This window comes from Pseudomonas sp. BW16M2 (assembly GCF_014268865.1).
GTDB classification, from domain to species: Bacteria; Pseudomonadota; Gammaproteobacteria; order Pseudomonadales; family Pseudomonadaceae; genus Aquipseudomonas; species Aquipseudomonas peradeniyensis.
This window is the reverse complement of sequence record NZ_JABWRI010000012.1, coordinates 14,370-29,048: the sequence shown is the minus strand read 5'-3', so window position 1 is coordinate 29,048 and position 14,679 is coordinate 14,370. Positions and strand designations below refer to the sequence as shown.

Genomic DNA, 14,679 nt, shown 5'->3' with positions numbered 1-14,679 from the left:
TGCCCATGCTCAGCAAGAAGATCAGAAATGTCGCGCTGCTAGGCGGGATCGCCGCCGTGCTGGTTGCGGTAGGCTATTGGAACATCAGCCCGGAGAGCTTCCTCGACCAGCCGCAGGCCCAGGTCGACCAGAGCGCCATCGACTACTACGCGATCAACGCCCACAGCCTGCAGTTCCTGCCCGACGGCAAGCTGCAGTACGAGATGACCGCCGCCAAGGTCGAGCACCTCAAGGCCAGCGAGGTTACCCTGGTGACCACGCCCGACCTGCACATGTACCGCGGCACCGAGTACCCCTGGCACGTGCAGAGCAAGCGCGCCGAAGTCAACCCGGACGGCACCGAGGTCGAACTGATCGACGATGTGCGCGTGGCGCGCACCGACGAGAAGCAACGTGAAACCATCATCACCAGCACACGCATGACCGTGTTCCCGCAGAAGCAATATGCGCAGACCGAGCAAGCCGTTAGAATCGACGGCGCCGGTGGCACGACTACGGGCAAAGGAATGAAAGCGTATTTGAAAGAAGGCAGGATGGACCTGCTCTCTAACGTAAGAGGACAGTATGAGGCTCGTTAAAACCATCCCCCTTCTGCTCAGCCTGGGCGTAGCACTGGGAAGCGCGAGCGCCTTCGCCCTGCCGAACGACCGTGACCAGCCGATCCGCATCCAGGCGGACAACGCCCACCTGGACGACAAGCAGGGCGTTGCCACCTACACCGGCGACGTGATCATCACCCAAGGTTCGATGATGATCAAAGGCAACACCGTGACCATGACCCGCGCCGCCTCCGGCGACATCGACGTGGTCACCTCGGTGGGCAACCTGGCCTACTTCGAGCAGCAGCAGAGCGCCGCCAAGCCCGACAAGATGAAAGGCTGGGCCGTGACCATCCAGTACCAGGCGCAGAAAGACATGGTGATCCTCACCGATCGCGCCAAGGTCGAGAACGAAGGCAACACCACCGAAGGCGAGAAGATCGTCTACAACACCAAGACCCAGGTGGCTACCGCCGGTCGCGGTGGCAACGTGACTGCACCACGTCAGCGCATCGACATGGTCATTCAACCGAAGAAAAAGGCCGAGTAAATGGCAACCCTCAAAGCCCAGCACCTGGCCAAGAGCTACAAGGGCAGGCAGGTCGTTCGCGACGTCAGCCTGTCCATCGACAGCGGCCAGATCGTCGGCCTGCTCGGCCCCAACGGCGCCGGCAAGACCACCTGCTTCTACATGATCGTCGGCCTGGTCCAGGCCGACCAGGGGCGCGTGCTGATCGACAGCCTCGACGTCAGCCACCAGCCCATGCATGGGCGCGCCCAGGCCGGCATCGGCTACCTGCCGCAGGAAGCCTCGATCTTCCGCAAGCTGTCGGTGGCCGACAACATCATGGCCATCCTCGAGACCCGCAAGGACCTCGACCGCGACGGCCGGCGCAAGGAGCTGGAAAGCCTGCTGCAGGAATTCCACATCAGCCACATCCGCGACAACCTCGGCATGAGCCTCTCCGGCGGCGAACGCCGCCGCGTCGAGATCGCCCGCGCCCTGGCCACCGCGCCCAAGTTCATCCTGCTGGACGAACCCTTTGCCGGTGTCGACCCGATCTCCGTCGGCGACATCAAGCAGATCATCCACCACCTCAAGAACAAGGGCATCGGCGTACTGATCACCGACCACAACGTTCGCGAGACCCTGGATATCTGCGAGACCGCCTACATCGTCAACGATGGCCAGCTGATCGCCGAAGGCGACGCCGAGACCATCCTGGCCAACCAGTTGGTCAAGGAAGTGTACCTGGGGCACGAGTTCCGACTCTGACCCGGCCTGCCCGGAGCACTGGCGCAGGCGCCTGTTCGAGGCTTTAGTTGTTACAGTGCTCTAGGCAAACGCTGCAATTTCAGGCATATAACTTGCTTAAAATCGGCGCCCAGGCGCCCTCCGTGTAGTGGATGGCGCATGCGCGCCGGCAACAAGGTATCAAGCCCCAGCCATGAAACCATCGCTCGTCCTAAAAATGGGCCAGCAACTGACGATGACCCCGCAGTTGCAACAGGCCATCCGTCTGCTTCAGCTCTCCACCCTGGACCTCCAGCAGGAAATCCAGGAAGCGCTGGAGTCCAATCCGATGCTCGAACGTCAGGAAGACGGCGAGGACTTCGACAACAGCGACCCGATGGCGGACAACGCCGAGAACAAGCCGGCCGCCGAAGTCCAGGACAACAGTTTCCAGGAAACCAGTACCAGCAGCACCGCGGAAAACCTCGAAGACGGCGAATGGGCCGAGCGCATCCCCAACGAACTGCCGGTCGACACCGCCTGGGAAGACATCTACCAGACCAGCGCCAGCAGCCTGCCGAGCAACGATGACGACGAGTGGGACTTCACCACCCGCACCTCGGTCGGCGAGAGCCTGCAGAGCCACCTGCTGTGGCAGCTCAACCTGGCGCCGATGTCCGACACCGACCGCCTGATCGCCGTCACCCTGATCGACAGCATCAACGGCCAGGGCTACCTGGAAGACACCCTCGAGGAGATCTGCGCAGGCTTCGACCCGGAGCTCGACATCGAGCTGGACGAGGTCGAGGCGGTGCTGCATCGCATCCAACAATTCGAGCCCGCCGGCATCGGCGCCCGCTCCCTCGGTGAATGCCTGCTGTTGCAACTGCGCCAGCTGCCTGCCTCGACACCGTGGATGAGCGAGGCCCAGCGCCTGGTCACCGACTTCATCGATCTGCTCGGCAGCCGCGACTACAGCCAGCTGATGCGCCGCATGAAGCTCAAGGAAGACGAGCTGCGCCAGGTCATCGAACTGGTGCAGACCCTCAACCCGCGCCCCGGCTCGCAGATCGAGTCCAGCGAGCCCGAGTACGTCGTGCCCGACGTCATCGTGCGCAAGGACAGCGAGCGCTGGCTGGTCGAGCTCAACCAGGAAGCGGTACCGCGCCTGCGGGTCAACCCGCAGTACGCCGGCTTCGTCCGCCGCGCCGACACCAGCGCCGACAACACCTTCATGCGCAACCAGCTGCAGGAAGCGCGCTGGTTCATCAAGAGCCTGCAGAGCCGCAACGAGACACTGATGAAGGTGGCGACGCAGATCGTCGAGCACCAGCGCGGCTTCCTCGACCATGGCGACGAGGCCATGAAACCGCTGGTGCTGCACGATATCGCCGAGGCGGTGGGCATGCACGAGTCGACCATTTCCCGGGTGACCACGCAGAAATACATGCACACCCCACGCGGTATCTACGAACTGAAATACTTTTTCTCAAGCCACGTAAGCACCGCCGAAGGCGGCGAATGCTCGTCCACGGCAATCCGCGCGATCATCAAGAAACTGGTGGCGGCGGAAAATCAGAAAAAGCCATTGAGTGACAGCAAGATCGCTGGTTTACTGGAGGCACAAGGCATCCAGGTAGCCCGTCGCACCGTCGCCAAGTACCGCGAATCGTTGGGCATCGCCCCGTCGAGCGAGCGCAAGCGACTGATGTAGCCCCGGGATGTGCCACAGCGTTTCAGTGGCAGGTGCAATACCTGCCTCTTTATGCACGGGCAACAAAGGAGAAGCTGTATGCAAGTCAACATCAGTGGACAGCATGTAGAAGTCACCCAACCACTGCGCGATTACGTGCTCGAGAAGCTCGCCCGCGTCGAGGGTCATTTCGACAAGATCACCAATGCGACGGTGATCATGAAGGTCGAGAAGCTGCAGCAGAAGGTGGAAGCCACACTCCAGATTCCCGGTGGCGAAGTCGTCGCCAACGCCGAACATCAAGACATGTACGCGGCGATCGACGCCCTGGCCGACAAACTCGATCGCCAACTGAAAAAACACAAGGAAAAACAGCAAAGCCTGCTGCAAGGCGCAGCCGCCCGCTGATCCCCCTCATCCATGATCCGACTTGAAACCATCCTGACCCCCGGCCGTTCCCTCGTGAACGTGCCGGGCGGCAGCAAGAAGCGCGCCCTGGAAAAGGTCGCCACCCTGATCGCCGAGCAAGTACCCGAGCTGGAGATGCAAGACGTCTTCGACAAGCTCATCGCTCGGGAAAAACTGGGCTCCACCGGTTTTGGCAATGGCATCGCCATTCCCCACTGCCGGCTTGTGGGCTGCACCGCGCCAGTGAGCGCCCTGCTGCACCTGGACGCCCCCATCGATTACGATGCCATCGATGGCGCCCCGGTCGACCTGCTGTTCGTCCTGCTGGTCCCGGAAGCCGCCACCGATGCCCACCTTGAACTGCTGCGCCAGATCGCCAGCATGCTCGATCGCAAGGAGGTCCGCGATCGCCTGCGTGCCGCCGACAGCAGCGAGACCCTGTACCAGGTCGTCCTGGACGTACAGAACGAGCACTGAACATGCGCCTGATCATCGTCAGCGGCCGCTCCGGCTCCGGTAAGAGTACCGCCCTCGACGTGCTGGAAGACAACGGCTACTACTGTATCGACAACCTGCCCGCCGGGTTGTTGCCGCAGCTGGCTGAAAACGCGCTGATCAACACCGAGCTGCTGCAACCGAAGGTGGCGGTGTCCATCGACGCGCGCAACCTGCCCAGCCACCTGTCGCGCTTCCCCGAGCTGCTCGAAGAGGCCCGTTCACGGCATATCCAATGCGACGTGCTGTACCTGGACGCCGACGAAGACACCCTGCTCAAGCGCTTCTCGGAAACCCGCCGCCGCCACCCGCTGACCAACGACAGTCGTTCGCTGGCCGAGGCGATCCGTGTGGAAAGCGAGCTGCTCGGGCCGATCGCCGACCTCGCCGACCTGAAGATCGACACCACCAGCCTGAACCTCTACCAGCTGCGCGATTCAATCAAGCTGCGCCTGCTCAACCAGCCCGAGCCAGGCACCGCGTTCCTGGTCGAGTCGTTCGGCTTCAAGCGCGGCATGCCGGTGGACGCCGATGTGGTGTTCGACGTGCGCTGCCTGCCCAATCCTTACTGGAAGCCGGAACTTCGCGAGCATTCCGGCCTCGAACAGCCGGTGATCGACTACCTGACCGCCCAGCCGGACGTCGAGGAAATGTTCCAGGACATCTCCGGTTACCTGCTCAAATGGCTGCCGCGCTTCGCCGCCAGCAACCGCGCCTATGTCACCATCGCCATCGGCTGTACCGGCGGCCACCACCGCTCGGTGTACATCACCGAACGGCTTGGCCAACTGCTCCAGCAATCCCTGAAAAACGTCCAGGTCCGCCACCGCGACCTCTAGCCCACAGGATCCGCCCCACGATGCCCGCCCGCGAAATCACCATCATCAACAAGCTGGGCCTGCATGCGCGGGCGGCCGCCAAGTTCGTCGGCGTGGCCGGTCGCTTCCCCTGCCAGGTGCGGGTCGGCCGCGCGCCGGACAAGCTGGTGGACGGCAAGAGCATCATGGCGGTGATGATGCTCGCCGCCGGCAAGGGCACGCCAGTGCACCTGCACACCGAGGGCGAGCAGGACGCTGAAGCCATGGATGCGCTGGTCGCGTTGATCGAGAACTTCTTCGACGAAGGCGAGTAACGCTTTCTCCTCCCGCAACATCCTCTTCCAATTGTCCGGATGCAGCTTCGCCAGATTGAATTTATACCTATATAGGTATAAATTCAGCAGGTGATTTCATGGAATCGGACAGGCAACCCAAGCCGCTTTACTGGGTCGCAAGCAGCAAAAAGGATCTGCTGTGCCTCCCCGAAGACGTCCAGCAAACCGTCGGCTTTGCTCTGCATCTGGCTCAGACGGGAAGCAGGCACCTCCAGGCGAAAGTCCTCAGAGGGTTTTCAGGCGCTGGCGTGCTCGAGGTCGTGGAGGACCATGACGGTAATACCTATCGCGCGGTCTATACCGTACGTCTTGGCGCTGCGGTGTATGTCTTGCATTGCTTCCAGAAGAAGTCCAAGGCGGGCATCAGGACGCCCGAAACAGACATCGCCCTGGTGCGCAAGCGATTGAAGCTTGCACAGGCCCACTCAGAAGGAATCCAGACATGAGCGAAATCGAACAGGGCAGCGGCAATGTCTACGCAGACCTCAACTGCCCGGATGCAGACGAGATGCTGGTCAAGGCACGCCTGGCGAGCAAGATCTGCAGCATCATCAAGGCCCGTCATCTGACCCAGATGCAAGCCGCGCAAATCCTTGGCCTGCCTCAGCCAAAAGTATCGGAAATGATTCGCGGAAAATTCCGTGGCATCAGCGAAAGCAAGATGATCGACTGCCTGGCACGCCTTGGCCGAGACGTGCAGATCGTGGTCAAGGCCGCACCGCGCTCACGGCCTCAAGGGCGGGTGGAAGTCATCTTCGCCTGAGCAACGCTCAAAGCAAGCGCAACGAGAAGGTCGACCCACCCTCCTGCTCTTTTCACGACAGCGCCGTGTCCATCACCATCATCAGGCAGAACCCGACACACAGCCCCAGGCTCGCCAGGCGGTGATGCCCGTTGCTGCGCGATTCGGGAATAATCTCCTGGGTCACCACCAGCAGCATCGCCCCCGCCGCGCAGGCCAGGCCCAGCGGCAACAGCAGTTCGGCGATGTTCACCAGCCAGGCGCAGATCACCGCGGCCAGCGGCTCGACCAGCCCGGATGCCGCGCCGATCAGGAACGCCTTGAACCGCGGCATGCCGGCCCCGGCCAGCACCAGCGCGATCACCAGGCCCTCCGGTACATCCTGCAGCGCGATGCCCATGGCCAGGCTGTCGGCATCGGGCATGCCACCGCCGGCGGACACACCGATGGCCATGCCTTCGGGGATGTTGTGGGCGATGATGGCAATGACGAACAACCAGATCCGCGCCGCGATCACCGGCTGCTGATCGCTGCCGACCAGGGCCTCTGGCGAGGCACCGGAGACCTTTAGGTCGACCAGGAACAGGCACAGCGCACCGAACAGCAAGCCGCCGCTGATCAGGCCACCGGCGCCCCATGGGCTGAAACCGATGGATTGGGCCGCATCCAGCCCCGGCATGATCAGCGAAAACGCGGTGGCCGCCAGCATCACGCCGGCACCGAAGCCAAGCAAGGTGTCGGCCACGGCCACCGGCATGTTGCGAATCACCAATACCGGTACCGCGCCCAACGCCGTCCCCAGTGCGCACAATGCGCCGCCCTCGAGGGCACGCAACATGCGCGGCTCCAGGTCCAGCCAGGCGATGCCGCGTGCCACCAGCAACGCGGTGCCAACCAGCAACAGCATGGTCCCAAGCGCCAGGCGGAACAGGCGCACACTGCTGACAGACATCACCTCGGCACGCATACCGGTCAGGCTCACTTCAGGGCTTCAAGGTAGCGACGTTCCACTTCGGCCCAGTCGACCACGTTGTAGAAGGCGCCAATGTATTCCGGACGACGGTTCTGGTACTTCAGGTAGTAGGCGTGCTCCCACACGTCCAGGCCGAGGATCGGCGTGTTGCCGTGCATCAGCGGACTGTCCTGGTTGCCGCTGCTCTCAACGACCAGCGTGTTCTGCGGGGTCACGCTCAACCAGGCCCAGCCGCTGCCGAAACGGGTCAGCGCGGCCTTGGTAAAAGCCTCCTTGAACGCCTCGAAGCCGCCGAGCTGCGCATCGATGGCCTTGGCCACCTGCCCTGCCGGCTGGCCGCCGCCCTTGGGCGACATGACGGTCCAGAACAGGGTGTGGTTGGCATGCCCACCGCCCTGGTTGATCACCGCGCCCTGGAGCTTCTCGGGCAGTTGCTTGACCGCGCCCACCAGCCGTTCCACCGGCCATTCGGCCCACTCGGTGCCCTCGATGGCGGCGTTGAGGTTGTTGATGTAGGTCTGGTGATGCTTGCTGTGGTGGATCTCCATGGTCTGGGTGTCGATGTGCGGTTCCAGCGCATCGTAGGCATAGGGCAACGCAGGCAAAGTATGCGGCATGTCAGTGGATTCCGTAGGCAGGTGTGCGATCAGTGATATCCGTATGTGCGACCAGCTCGCCGGCCACCGGGGCCTGTCGATTGAGCAGGCGCTCGGTACGCGGGTATTGGCCGTATTCGGCGATGAAGCTCAGCAACTCGGTGTAGGTGCGCCCGCTGTGGCGCAACGCAGCGTCGCGCAGGGCCTGGGGCAGGCGCTGATCCTGGCTGGCCTGGAGCAGCCGCTGGTGCGCCGCACACAGGTAGTCGGCGCTTTCCTGCGGCTGGTTCAGGCGCAGGTGCAGGTCGGCCAGGTTGTGATGGGCGATGACCAGTGCGGCCACCGCCTCGTCGACGTCATGCCAGCGCTCGAACAGCACCTGGGCCAGGGCCAGGGCTTGCAGGTAGTGTTCCCGGGCATCGACCAGCTCGCCCTGCTCGAACAGGCGGTTGGCGTCTTGCGTGGTGCGTTTCCAGTGCTGCATGACGTGTCTCCTGGGCGGCCCGGGCTCAGATGCCGCCGGCGGTGAGTTTTTCCGGATCCAGCAGCGCCTCGAGCTGGTCACGCGACAGGTCGGTGTGCTCCAGCGCCACGTCGATGATCGGGCGACCCTGCTTGTAGGCGGTCTTGGCGATCTCGGCGGCCTTGAGGTAGCCGATGATCGGGTTCAACGCGGTGACCAGGATCGGGTTGCGCGACAGCGCTTCCTTGAGCTTGGTTTCGTTGACCTTGAAGCTGGCGATGGCCTTGTCGGCCAGCAGGCGGCTGACGTTGGCCATCAGCTCGATGCTTTCCAGCAGGTTGCGGGCGATCACCGGCAGCATCACGTTGAGCTCGAAGTTGCCCGACTGCCCGGCCACGGCGATGGTGGCATCGTTGCCGATCACCTGGGCAGCGACCATGGCGGTGGCTTCCGGGATCACCGGATTGACCTTGCCCGGCATGATCGACGAGCCCGGCTGCAGGCCCTGCAGCTCGATTTCACCGAGACCGGCCAGCGGGCCGGAGTTCATCCAGCGCAGGTCGTTGGCGATCTTCATCAGCGCCACGGCGGCGGTCTTGAGCTGGCCGGACAGGGCCACGGCGGTGTCCTGGGAGCCGATCAGGGCGAACAGGTTCTCACCGGGGGTGAACTTGACCTGGGTCAGGCCGCTCAACTGATGGGCAAAGCCTGCGGCGAACTGCGGGTGGGCGTTGATGCCGGTGCCCACGGCGGTGCCGCCCTGGGCCAGCGCCTGCAGGCTCGGCAACGTGGCTTCGATATGCGCCTGGGCGCCCTTGACCTGCGCGGCCCAGCCGCCAAGCACCTGGCTCATGCGCACCGGCATGGCATCCATCAGGTGGGTGCGGCCGGTCTTCACATGCTTGTGCACCTCGACCGCCTTGGCCTCGATCACCTGGGTGAGGTGGCGCAGGGCCGGCAGCAACTGCTCGTGCAGGGCCAGGGCGGCGCTGACATGGATGGTGGTGGGGATGATGTCGTTGCTGCTCTGGCCACAGTTGACGTGGTCGTTGGCATTGACCGGCTCGCCCAGCACGCGGCTGGCCAGGGTGGCGATGACCTCGTTGGCGTTCATGTTCGAGCTGGTGCCGGAACCGGTCTGGAACACATCCACCGGGAAGTGCTGGATGAAGTCGCCGGCCAGCAGTTGCTCCACGGCCTTGACGATGGCCTCGCCCTGCCCCGCGCTCAGCTGGGACAGCTCGACGTTGGCCTTGGCCGCCGCCGCCTTGGCCAGCAGCAGGGCACGGATGAACTGGGCCGGCATCGGCTTGCCGCTGACCGGGAAGTTGTCGACCGCGCGCTGGGTCTGGGCACCGTACAGGGCCTGGGCCGGCACCTGCAGTTCGCCCATGCTGTCACGCTCGATACGGGTATCACTCATCTTCAAGTCCTTGCATCAGTTCTTCGGGAGAAATCGACGGCAGCAGCACGCTGTTGGCGAGCTGCATCGCGTAGGGCTGCCAACGCTGGTTCTGTTCGCAGCGATCGAGGTTGCGCAGGTCGAGCAAGGGCCGCCAGGCCTGGTCCAGGCACAGGCAGCGCCAATGCCACGGCAGCATGCGATCGTTGGCGGTATCCAGCAGCAGGCGGAAGGCGGTCAGCGCCACGGTCCAGGGCGAGGTTTCGGTGCAGCACACCAGGTAGCGACCTTCGGCCAGGTAATGCTCGATCAGACGCGGCTCGTCGGGTTCGAGCGCGCAGCGGATGCGCCGGCTGAGCCAGCGCCAGTTTTCCAGGTAGGGCAGTTCGTGGAGGACGGATTTCATGAACATCATCGCCGGGTTACTGGATAATGATATTCATTATTATGTGATAAATAGAATCAGTTCAAGCTGAGCAATGGACAAAAGAAACCCGGCGCGATGGCCGGGTCCTTTACAAGACATGAGCAGGGCAGCGTGGGAGCGAGCTTGCCTCGCGATTGCAGGTGAGATTATCGCGGGGCAAGCCCGCTCCCACCCTCCCCAGCCAATAGAGCGCCGATCAGCTGCCCGCCACCGTCATCCGCTCGATCAGCACCGAGCCACTGTGGATATTGCTGCGGGTCTCGATATCGCTGCCGATCGCCACGATCTGCTGGAACATGTCCTTCATATTGCCGGCGATGGTCACTTCCTGGACCGGGAACTGGATCTCGCCGTTTTCAACCCAGAAGCCCGCCGCGCCACGGGAATAGTCACCGGTCACCATGTTCAGGCCATGCCCCATCAGCTCAGTCACCAGCAGGCCGCGGCCCATGCGGCGAATCAATGCCGCCTGGTCCTCAACGCCATGGGTGACGAACAGGTTGTGCACGCCCCCGGCGTTGGCGGTGCTCGGCAGGCTCAGCTTGCGCCCGGAATAGGTGCCCAGGATGTAGGACACCAGCTCGCCCTTGTCGACGAACGGCTTGGCGTAGGTGGCCAGGCCATCGCCGTCGAACGCCGCGCTGCCCAGCGCACGCGGGATGTGCGGACGCTCGTCGAGGGTCAGCCAGGTGGGGAACAGGCGCTGGCCGATGGTGCCTTCGAGGAACGATGACTTGCGGTACAGGTTGCCGCCGGAAATCGCCGACAGGAAGCTGCCGAACAGGCCGCCGGCAAGCTCCGCCGAGAACAGCACCGGCACCTCGCAGGTCGGCACCGGACGCGCGCCCAGGCGGCTGGCGGCGCGTTGCGCGGCGCGCTGGCCGATGCTGCGCGGGTCGGCCAGCAGGTTGCCCTGGCGATTGACGTCGTACCAGTAGTCGCGCTGCATCTGCCCTTCGGCCTCGGCGATCATCACGCAGCTCAGGCTGTGCCGGGTGGACGCGTAGCCGCCAATGAAACCGTGGCTGTTGCCATAGACCCGCACGCCCTGGTGGGTATTGAGGGTGGTGCCGTCGGCGTTGAGGATGCGCTTGTCGGCATCGAACGCCGCCGCCTCGCAGGCCAGCGCCATCTCGATGGCCTTCTCCGGCTCGATGTCCCAGTCGTGGTACAGGTCCAGGTCAGGGATCTCGCGGGCCATCAAGGCGGCATCGGCCAGCCCCGAACACTCGTCCTCGGAGGTGTGCCTGGCGATTGCCAGGGCCGCCGCGACGGTCTCGCGGATCGCCTCAGGGCCGCTGGCCGAGGTGCTGGCCGAACCCTTGCGCTGGCCAACGTAGAGGGTGATGCCGAAGCCCTGGTCGCGGTTGAACTCGACCGTCTCGACTTCGCGCTGGCGCACCGTGGTGGACAGGCCCTGCTCCAGCGACACCGCCACTTCGCAGGCGCTGGCGCCCTGGCGGCGCGCCTCGGCAACGATCGCCTCGACCTGCTCCTGCAACGCCGGCAGGTCCTTGGGGCCTACGCTCTGGACTGCACTCATGGTTCTCTCCACTGAAAATTCTGCGTACGGCGTGGGTCATTCTACGACCGGGCCGGACAAGCGGCCCCCGACTGGTTATCATGGCGGCGATTTCCTGCGGACTGCCCCCATGGTTGATTCTTACGACGACGCCTTCGACGGCGAAAAAAGCAAAACCCAGATCAAGCGCGAGCTGCATGCGCTGGTCGAGCTCGGTGAGCGCCTCACCACCCTCAAGGCCGACACCCTGGCCCGCCTGCCGTTGACCGACGAGCTGCGCAAGGCGCTGGAAGAAGCCAGCAAGCACACCGCCCACGGCGCCCGCAAACGCCACATGTCGTTCGTCGGCAAGCTGATGCGCGTGCAGGACCTGGACGCCATCCATGCCGTGCTCGAGCAGGTCGACAGCTCGACTCGCCAGTACAACGAGCGCTTTCACGGCCTCGAGCGCTGGCGCGACCGTCTGATCGACGGCAACGACGAGGACCTCGAACGCTTCGTCAACGAGTTCCCCGACACCGATCGCCAGCACCTGCGCTCGCTGATCCGCCATGCCCAGCACGAGAAGGCGCGGAACAAGCCGCCTGCGGCTGCGCGTAAAGTGTTCAAGTACATCCGCGACCTCGACGAGGTCCAGCGCGGCCTGCGTTGAGGCCATCGCGGGGCAAGCCTGCTCCCACAGATGCCTGGAAAGGCTGCGTGGGAGCGGGCTTGCCCCGCGATTGATCATCAAGCCCCTGTACCACCGACAGTGATCGCATCCAGCTTCAGGGTCGGCTGGCCAACGCCTACCGGCACAGACTGCCCATCCTTCCCGCACGTACCCACGCCGCTGTCCAGCGCCAGGTCGTTGCCGACCATCGACACACCCCGCATCGCCTCCGGGCCATTGCCGATCAAGGTCGCGCCCTTCACCGGCGCGGTGATCTTGCCGTCCTCGATCAGGTAGGCCTCGCTGGTGGAGAACACGAACTTGCCGCTGGTGATATCCACCTGGCCACCGCCGAGGTTGGCGCAGTAGATGCCCTTCTTCACCGACTTGATGATTTCCTCGGGGTCGCTGTCGCCGGCGCGCATGTAGGTGTTGGTCATGCGCGGCATCGGCAGGTGGGCGTAGGATTCACGCCGGCCGTTGCCGGTCACCGCCATGCCCATCAGGCGGGCGTTGAGCTTGTCCTGCATGTAGCCCTTGAGGATGCCGTTCTCGATCAGCGTGGTGCACTCGGTCGGCGTGCCTTCATCATCGATGCTGAGCGAGCCGCGGCGGCCTTCCAGGGTACCGTCGTCGACGATGGTGCACAGTTTCGAGGCCACTTGCTCGCCGATACGCCCACTGAACGCCGAGCTGCCCTTGCGGTTGAAATCGCCTTCCAGCCCGTGACCGACTGCCTCGTGCAACAGCACGCCGGACCAACCCGGGCCGAGTACCACCGGCAACGTGCCAGCCGGCGCCGGGATCGCCTCGAGGTTGACCAGGGCCTGACGCAGCGCCTCGCGGGCATAGCCCATCACCCGCTCCTCGGTGAAGAAGCGATAGTCGGTACGACCGCCACCGCCCTGCCCACCGCGCTCGCGACGACCGTTCTGCTCGACGATCACACTGACGTTGAAACGCACCAGCGGACGCACATCGGCGGCCAGGCTGCCATCGGCTGCGGCGACCAGGATCCGCTCCCAGACCCCAGCCATGCTCACGCTGACCTGCTGGATGCGCGGGTCGAGGGCGCGGGTGGCGGCATCGACGCGCTTGAGCAGCTCGACCTTCTCGGCGCGGCTCAGCACATCCAGTGGATTGTCAGACGCGTACAGGGCAGTCACATCCTGGCTGCGGAACGCCTGCACCTTGCCATCCTGCCCGGCACGGGAGATCGAGCGGGCGGCGCGGGCCGCCGAGGTCAGGGCTTCGAGGTTGATCGCGTTGCTGTAGGCGAAGCCGGTCTTCTCGCCGGACTGGGCGCGCACGCCCACGCCCTGATCGAGGTTGAAGCTGCCCTCTTTGACGATGCCGTCCTCCAGCGCCCAGGTTTCCGAGATCTGGCCCTGGAAATACAGGTCGGCGGCATCGATGCCGGGGCCGGCCAGCTCGCCCAGCACCGTCTGCAGGCTGTCGAGGGTCAGGCCGCCCGGGGCCAGGAGCTGCTCGCTGACGGTGGATAAAATCTCGCTCATAGTCACTCCGAGGTGTGCGCAGGCCGCAAGGCGTCCTGCGAGAAAAAGCGCCGGTGCGTGACCACCGGCATGCGCGCCCGGATGGACGCCTGTTCTTCACTGTCGCGCGTGGCGAGCAATACCGCTTCGCCCCGCGCCTGTTGCGCGACGATCCGCCCCCAGGGGTCGACGATCGCCGCCTGGCCGTGGGTTTCCCGCGGCCCCGGATGCAGGCCGCCCTGGGCGGCCGCCAATACATAGCACTGGGTCTCGATGGCCCGTGCGCGAATCAGTACTTCCCAATGCGCCGCGCCGGTCACCGCGGTGAACGCCGCCGGCGCGCTGATCAGCTCGGCCCCGGCGGCGCGCAAGGCGCTGTACAGCTCGGGGAAGCGCAGGTCGTAGCACACCGACAGGCCCAGCCGGCCAACGGGCGTGTCGGCCACCACCACCTGGCTGCCGTGGGCGTAGTCGTCCGACTCGCGGTAGCGGCCACGGTTGTCGGCCACGTCCACATCGAACAGGTGCAGCTTGTCGTAGCGGGCGGCGATCTCGCCGTGCTCATCGACCAGCAACGAGCAGGCGTGGGCCTTGGCATGCGGCTGGCCAACCGGCGGCAGCGGCAAGGTACCGGCGACTATCCATAACCTGAGGTCGCGGGCGGTGCGTTTCAACCATGGCAGGATCGGCCCCTCGCCCAGCGCCTCGGCCCGACCGATGGCCGCGGCATCGCGCCGGCCCATGGCGGCAAAGTTCTCCGGCAGCACCGCCAGGCGCGCGCCACTGGCGGCGGCCTGCTCCAGCAGTGCCGTGGCACGTTGCAGGTTGGCCAGCACATCGTCCTGGCTGACCATCTGGATCACAGCTGACGTCATGACCACCCC

General features: G+C 64.5%; 19 protein-coding genes. 11 read left to right on the top strand and 8 right to left on the bottom strand.

Translation table 11 applies throughout. The annotated features are described in order from the left end of the window. Positions 1-5 precede the first annotated feature (5 nt). The 10 genes from lptC (at position 6) to HU735_RS13105 (ending at position 6,285) form a co-directional block, all read left to right on the top strand. Positions 6-578, top strand: a complete 573-nt coding sequence (gene lptC, locus HU735_RS13150) for an LPS export ABC transporter periplasmic protein LptC (RefSeq protein WP_028689658.1) — start codon at positions 6-8, stop codon at positions 576-578. Beyond that, positions 565-1,089 (top strand): lipopolysaccharide transport periplasmic protein LptA, encoded by a 525-nt coding sequence (gene lptA, locus HU735_RS13145; RefSeq protein WP_011532418.1) that lies wholly within the window; start codon positions 565-567, stop codon positions 1,087-1,089. Before lptC ends, lptA begins: the two co-directional genes overlap by 14 nt. Next, entirely contained in the window at positions 1,090-1,815 is a 726-nt protein-coding gene (gene lptB, locus HU735_RS13140; RefSeq protein ID WP_011532417.1) for an LPS export ABC transporter ATP-binding protein, read from the top strand. A gap of 172 nt (positions 1,816-1,987) precedes the next feature. Continuing rightward, positions 1,988-3,487: an RNA polymerase factor sigma-54 gene (locus tag HU735_RS13135; RefSeq protein ID WP_050704098.1), complete on the top strand. Its 1,500-nt coding sequence runs from the start codon at positions 1,988-1,990 to the stop codon at positions 3,485-3,487. 78 nt (positions 3,488-3,565) lie between these two features. Next, a complete protein-coding gene (gene raiA / locus HU735_RS13130) occupies positions 3,566-3,874 on the top strand; it encodes a ribosome-associated translation inhibitor RaiA (protein ID WP_011532415.1) in 309 nt (102 codons plus the stop codon). Positions 3,875-3,886: 12 nt separating this feature from the next. Continuing rightward, positions 3,887-4,351: a PTS IIA-like nitrogen regulatory protein PtsN gene (gene ptsN / locus HU735_RS13125; protein ID WP_050704097.1), complete on the top strand. Its 465-nt coding sequence runs from the start codon at positions 3,887-3,889 to the stop codon at positions 4,349-4,351. A gap of 2 nt (positions 4,352-4,353) precedes the next feature. Continuing rightward, complete coding sequence (gene rapZ, locus HU735_RS13120; RefSeq protein ID WP_186713853.1) at positions 4,354-5,208, top strand: RNase adapter RapZ; 855 nt, start codon at positions 4,354-4,356, stop codon at positions 5,206-5,208. A gap of 20 nt (positions 5,209-5,228) precedes the next feature. Continuing rightward, positions 5,229-5,501 carry an HPr family phosphocarrier protein gene (locus tag HU735_RS13115; protein ID WP_096048637.1) on the top strand — a complete coding sequence of 91 codons (273 nt, stop codon included), beginning with the start codon at positions 5,229-5,231 and terminating at the stop codon, positions 5,499-5,501. A gap of 98 nt (positions 5,502-5,599) precedes the next feature. Further along, positions 5,600-5,968 (top strand): type II toxin-antitoxin system RelE/ParE family toxin, encoded by a 369-nt coding sequence (locus HU735_RS13110; protein ID WP_186713852.1) that lies wholly within the window; start codon positions 5,600-5,602, stop codon positions 5,966-5,968. Continuing rightward, positions 5,965-6,285, top strand: coding sequence for a helix-turn-helix transcriptional regulator (locus tag HU735_RS13105; RefSeq protein WP_186713851.1), 321 nt, complete (start codon positions 5,965-5,967; stop codon positions 6,283-6,285). The genes HU735_RS13110 and HU735_RS13105 overlap by 4 nt, the downstream gene beginning before the upstream one ends. Before the next feature lie 52 nt (positions 6,286-6,337). On the opposite strand, the gene HU735_RS13100 is transcribed toward HU735_RS13105, so the two are convergent. From HU735_RS13100 to pmbA, 6 genes are all read right to left on the bottom strand, one after another. After that, on the bottom strand, positions 6,338-7,231 hold the full coding sequence (locus tag HU735_RS13100; RefSeq protein WP_186713935.1) for a ZIP family metal transporter: 894 nt from the start codon (positions 7,229-7,231) through the stop codon (positions 6,338-6,340). 11 nt (positions 7,232-7,242) lie between these two features. Continuing rightward, on the bottom strand, positions 7,243-7,854 hold the full coding sequence (locus HU735_RS13095; protein WP_062572908.1) for a superoxide dismutase: 612 nt from the start codon (positions 7,852-7,854) through the stop codon (positions 7,243-7,245). A gap of 1 nt (position 7,855) precedes the next feature. Then, complete coding sequence (locus tag HU735_RS13090; protein WP_186713850.1) at positions 7,856-8,317, bottom strand: hypothetical protein; 462 nt, start codon at positions 8,315-8,317, stop codon at positions 7,856-7,858. A gap of 25 nt (positions 8,318-8,342) precedes the next feature. Continuing rightward, entirely contained in the window at positions 8,343-9,719 is a 1,377-nt protein-coding gene (locus HU735_RS13085) for a class II fumarate hydratase (protein WP_186713849.1), read from the bottom strand. Further along, positions 9,712-10,113 (bottom strand): FagA protein, encoded by a 402-nt coding sequence (locus HU735_RS13080; RefSeq protein WP_186713848.1) that lies wholly within the window; start codon positions 10,111-10,113, stop codon positions 9,712-9,714. Before HU735_RS13080 ends, HU735_RS13085 begins: the two co-directional genes overlap by 8 nt. A 208-nt stretch (positions 10,114-10,321) precedes the next feature. Next, positions 10,322-11,668, bottom strand: coding sequence for a metalloprotease PmbA (gene pmbA, locus HU735_RS13075; RefSeq protein ID WP_050704087.1), 1,347 nt, complete (start codon positions 11,666-11,668; stop codon positions 10,322-10,324). A 109-nt stretch (positions 11,669-11,777) separates the two neighbouring features. Here pmbA and yjgA point away from each other — a divergent pair, with 109 nt between their 5' ends. Beyond that, on the top strand, positions 11,778-12,299 hold the full coding sequence (gene yjgA / locus HU735_RS13070; protein ID WP_028689647.1) for a ribosome biogenesis factor YjgA: 522 nt from the start codon (positions 11,778-11,780) through the stop codon (positions 12,297-12,299). A gap of 77 nt (positions 12,300-12,376) precedes the next feature. On the opposite strand, the gene tldD is transcribed toward yjgA, so the two are convergent. Both tldD and HU735_RS13060 read right to left on the bottom strand, forming a co-directional pair. Next, on the bottom strand, positions 12,377-13,816 hold the full coding sequence (gene tldD / locus HU735_RS13065) for a metalloprotease TldD (protein ID WP_050704086.1): 1,440 nt from the start codon (positions 13,814-13,816) through the stop codon (positions 12,377-12,379). A 2-nt stretch (positions 13,817-13,818) separates the two neighbouring features. Then, a complete protein-coding gene (locus HU735_RS13060; RefSeq protein WP_186713847.1) occupies positions 13,819-14,670 on the bottom strand; it encodes a carbon-nitrogen hydrolase family protein in 852 nt (283 codons plus the stop codon). Positions 14,671-14,679 lie beyond the last annotated feature (9 nt).

Excerpts from the sequence above, each read along its gene's own strand:
- lptC (WP_028689658.1), top strand. The coding sequence starts at position 6 with ATGCTCAGCAAGAAGATCAGAAATGTCGCGCTGCTAGGCGGGATCGCC.
- lptA (WP_011532418.1), top strand. The coding sequence starts at position 565 with ATGAGGCTCGTTAAAACCATCCCCCTTCTGCTCAGCCTGGGCGTAGCA.
- lptB (WP_011532417.1), top strand. The coding sequence starts at position 1,090 with ATGGCAACCCTCAAAGCCCAGCACCTGGCCAAGAGCTACAAGGGCAGG.
- HU735_RS13135 (WP_050704098.1), top strand. The coding sequence starts at position 1,988 with ATGAAACCATCGCTCGTCCTAAAAATGGGCCAGCAACTGACGATGACC.
- raiA (WP_011532415.1), top strand. The coding sequence starts at position 3,566 with ATGCAAGTCAACATCAGTGGACAGCATGTAGAAGTCACCCAACCACTG.
- ptsN (WP_050704097.1), top strand. The coding sequence starts at position 3,887 with ATGATCCGACTTGAAACCATCCTGACCCCCGGCCGTTCCCTCGTGAAC.
- rapZ (WP_186713853.1), top strand. The coding sequence starts at position 4,354 with ATGCGCCTGATCATCGTCAGCGGCCGCTCCGGCTCCGGTAAGAGTACC.
- HU735_RS13115 (WP_096048637.1), top strand. The coding sequence starts at position 5,229 with ATGCCCGCCCGCGAAATCACCATCATCAACAAGCTGGGCCTGCATGCG.
- HU735_RS13110 (WP_186713852.1), top strand. The coding sequence starts at position 5,600 with ATGGAATCGGACAGGCAACCCAAGCCGCTTTACTGGGTCGCAAGCAGC.
- HU735_RS13105 (WP_186713851.1), top strand. The coding sequence starts at position 5,965 with ATGAGCGAAATCGAACAGGGCAGCGGCAATGTCTACGCAGACCTCAAC.
- HU735_RS13100 (WP_186713935.1), bottom strand. The coding sequence starts at position 7,231 with ATGCGTGCCGAGGTGATGTCTGTCAGCAGTGTGCGCCTGTTCCGCCTG.
- HU735_RS13095 (WP_062572908.1), bottom strand. The coding sequence starts at position 7,854 with ATGCCGCATACTTTGCCTGCGTTGCCCTATGCCTACGATGCGCTGGAA.
- HU735_RS13090 (WP_186713850.1), bottom strand. The coding sequence starts at position 8,317 with ATGCAGCACTGGAAACGCACCACGCAAGACGCCAACCGCCTGTTCGAG.
- HU735_RS13085 (WP_186713849.1), bottom strand. The coding sequence starts at position 9,719 with ATGAGTGATACCCGTATCGAGCGTGACAGCATGGGCGAACTGCAGGTG.
- HU735_RS13080 (WP_186713848.1), bottom strand. The coding sequence starts at position 10,113 with ATGATGTTCATGAAATCCGTCCTCCACGAACTGCCCTACCTGGAAAAC.
- pmbA (WP_050704087.1), bottom strand. The coding sequence starts at position 11,668 with ATGAGTGCAGTCCAGAGCGTAGGCCCCAAGGACCTGCCGGCGTTGCAG.
- yjgA (WP_028689647.1), top strand. The coding sequence starts at position 11,778 with ATGGTTGATTCTTACGACGACGCCTTCGACGGCGAAAAAAGCAAAACC.
- tldD (WP_050704086.1), bottom strand. The coding sequence starts at position 13,816 with ATGAGCGAGATTTTATCCACCGTCAGCGAGCAGCTCCTGGCCCCGGGC.
- HU735_RS13060 (WP_186713847.1), bottom strand. The coding sequence starts at position 14,670 with ATGACGTCAGCTGTGATCCAGATGGTCAGCCAGGACGATGTGCTGGCC.